The following is a 2,568-nucleotide window of genomic DNA, read 5'->3' on the forward strand; positions in this document are numbered from 1 at the left end:
CGCGGGACCGCGCACATGGTCACGATTGCTGCGGCAGCGCTCGTGCCGGTGTTGAAGACCTGGCGATTCGGGGATCAGGAAGGGCCTGCTTGAACCACATTCGCTCACCGCTCGCCAGGGACTCTTCTGCAGGCCGATCGCCGACCTTCACCGAGCTCCGCATCACAGGGCCTGGGTCTGCTCCGTACAAGCTCGGGGAACYYATGTATTTCTACGATGGCGAGACACATGTCGGGACCATCGGGGCAGTGACCGTATCACCGGGTGGGCACGAGGTTCACMTCGACCGCTTCGTGCCMTCGGCCATCCCGATGCGGCATAGCTGTGTGCTCGTTGAGGCAGTCGCATTCTTGGCTGAGCATTTCGCGGCAGTAACAACGATCAGGGTCTCTTTGAGTTCGCCCRTTGAAAGGCACGACGACTTCCCCAAGGTCGCGAGGAACCGTGCCCAGCTCCTGCATCGGATCGGCGCCCAACAGATCAACATCATCCCCAACTTCGTGCCGTCAAATCGGGGCAACTTCACAGTTACCGGGGTCTGGAAGCGCAACCCGCAAAGCCTCAAGACCCTCAATGCCGCTCTAGGCGACGAACGCGAAGCACACCGATCTCGGAGGGCGGCCGCGACCACTGTCAGAGGCCGCCTGGCAAAACTCGGTGTGCGGATCAGACGCCTGCTTTCCGGCTCGACCGAAAAGGGCATCTAGAGTGGCTGGCGGCGTTTGCGCATGCCACGCCCGTCGTGCCGGTTCGGTGCCGAATCGGGGAATCGAAGCAGGACCGGATGCCCATCGCTACACCTAATACAAATGCGCACAACTTCGCGTCGGCATCGCGGGAGAGGACGTCATTCCGAGTTGCAGGTTCTCCACCGTGGCAGTGCACAAACCTGTGGAAAAGCATGCGCGCATCGTCGCAACTCGTCACCAGCCGGGCGTCGCCGCGCGGTGCCTGCAAAAGTGGCATCGCACCCCATGAATTGCGACGGGCCGCAACGTGGGTCGGAGTTTCAGAGAGCGCGCGAGGCTTGGAAAACCCTAGAGGGGGTCGGGCCGTCTGCTGACAGCCAACGCCCTGTCTGCATGGCATGTTCCGGCCATGCCGCTCGACGTCTATCCGCCCATGCTGCTCAACGAGCGACCGCTCAATCTGCACGAGCCCGGGTGGATCTATGAGATCAAGTACGACGGCTACCGGCTGATGGCGACCTTCGGCGCCGGCAAGTGCGAGCTGCGCACGCGAAATGGCGCCGAGGCTACGAAATGGGATGGCGAGGTCTGCGTGCTTGACGACCTGGGGCGCAGCGACTTCGACAGAGACGGGCACCGCTTGTTCCACGAGGCCGTTGGTGACCTCGGGAAACCGACCGGCTGCAGAATCGCCCGCCGGCGCTGGTACGACGGCGCCGATCCAGTCGTCTACTGCGTGTTCGACCTCCTGGTCGTGAGCGGCCAGGACATCACCATGCTGCCGCTGCTCAAGCGCAAGCAAATGCTGGCCACTGCTGGACCCCGCGCCGCCCAGCGTTCTCATGGTCGGCCACTTCGCATAGGGGCCGCCGGGAATCTTCGCCAGACTCTCGGCTTCTTGTGCTTCGTCATGCTCGTGGGCATGGGATCGCTCTATATGGGCGGCCCGGACGCACTTTTCTCCCTCTTCGGGCAAGCGAAGGGCAACCATTTCGCCTTCGTCAGGGTGGCGATCGTGGCGTGGTTCTCCGGGCTTCTCACTGGGACCTGGGCCACCGACTATGGGGGCAGTGAGATGGTGCGAGCGGCCTCGATACGAACTCAATAGGCCCAGAGGAGCGCAACAATTGCGACACCGATGGCGATCCATCAGAGCACACGAGATTTCCAAACTGCGAGCACGAGCAAGGTGCAGCCACTCAACATTGCACCAAAGGTAGCGGGATCTTTCATCGTTGCGGATGTCGGCCAAAGCGCGCGAATATATCGGTCGACATGGACGAAGGTTGAAGGCTCCTATATGCCAAAAGGCGGGTGCATCTTGCTTACCAAGGACACCAACAACACAATCGCCTTCATGGCGAATCGAACAACCGACACCGAGAGCTTCAGTAGCTTCGCCTCTCTGCATCGCGCAGACTTGACACACGAGCCCCAAGCGCACGGAACACGGTGGGGACGAATTGCAGCACTTGTTGCAGTCGTGAGCTTGATCGCCGCGGGGGTAATCCGCGTGGTCTTAGCCTGATAGGTTTGCCGTTTTTCGCTGACCTTGGACCGAACGATGGCCCTGGCGGGTTGCCGCTTTTGTGGGCATAACGTCGCGACGCCCGTCCGGTAAAGGGTTGCACCGAAGCCTCGGTGTTTTTCCACGGGCTTGTCCACCGCCCCGGTGGAGAACATGTCGCTGAGGATTTGACCCTAGCGACGAGACGCAGTTGCGAGGCACATTTGTATTATCTGTAGCGAGCCGCCTGGCCGTGGGTTCGGTGGAGCACGTCTCAAGTCCAGGACTACCAACTGAGAAACTAAATGTGAAATTTTCCCTTTGAGTTCCCCCGCAGATAGACACAATGGGTTACATGAATAAGCCTTCCTC

At 60.7% G+C, this 2,568-nt stretch carries 2 protein-coding genes; both read left to right on the forward strand.

What is annotated here, in order from left to right; all coding sequences use genetic code 11:
- Positions 1-350 precede the first annotated feature (350 nt).
- Positions 351-707 (forward strand): hypothetical protein, encoded by a 357-nt coding sequence (locus AC1DY5_RS50850; RefSeq protein WP_478121887.1) that lies wholly within the window; start codon positions 351-353, stop codon positions 705-707.
- A 391-nt stretch (positions 708-1,098) separates the two neighbouring features.
- Positions 1,099-1,797 carry an ATP-dependent DNA ligase gene (locus AC1DY5_RS50855; protein WP_478121888.1) on the forward strand — a complete coding sequence of 233 codons (699 nt, stop codon included), beginning with the start codon at positions 1,099-1,101 and terminating at the stop codon, positions 1,795-1,797.
- Positions 1,798-2,568 lie beyond the last annotated feature (771 nt).

The organism is Variovorax sp. P4_D9, assembly GCF_056401695.1.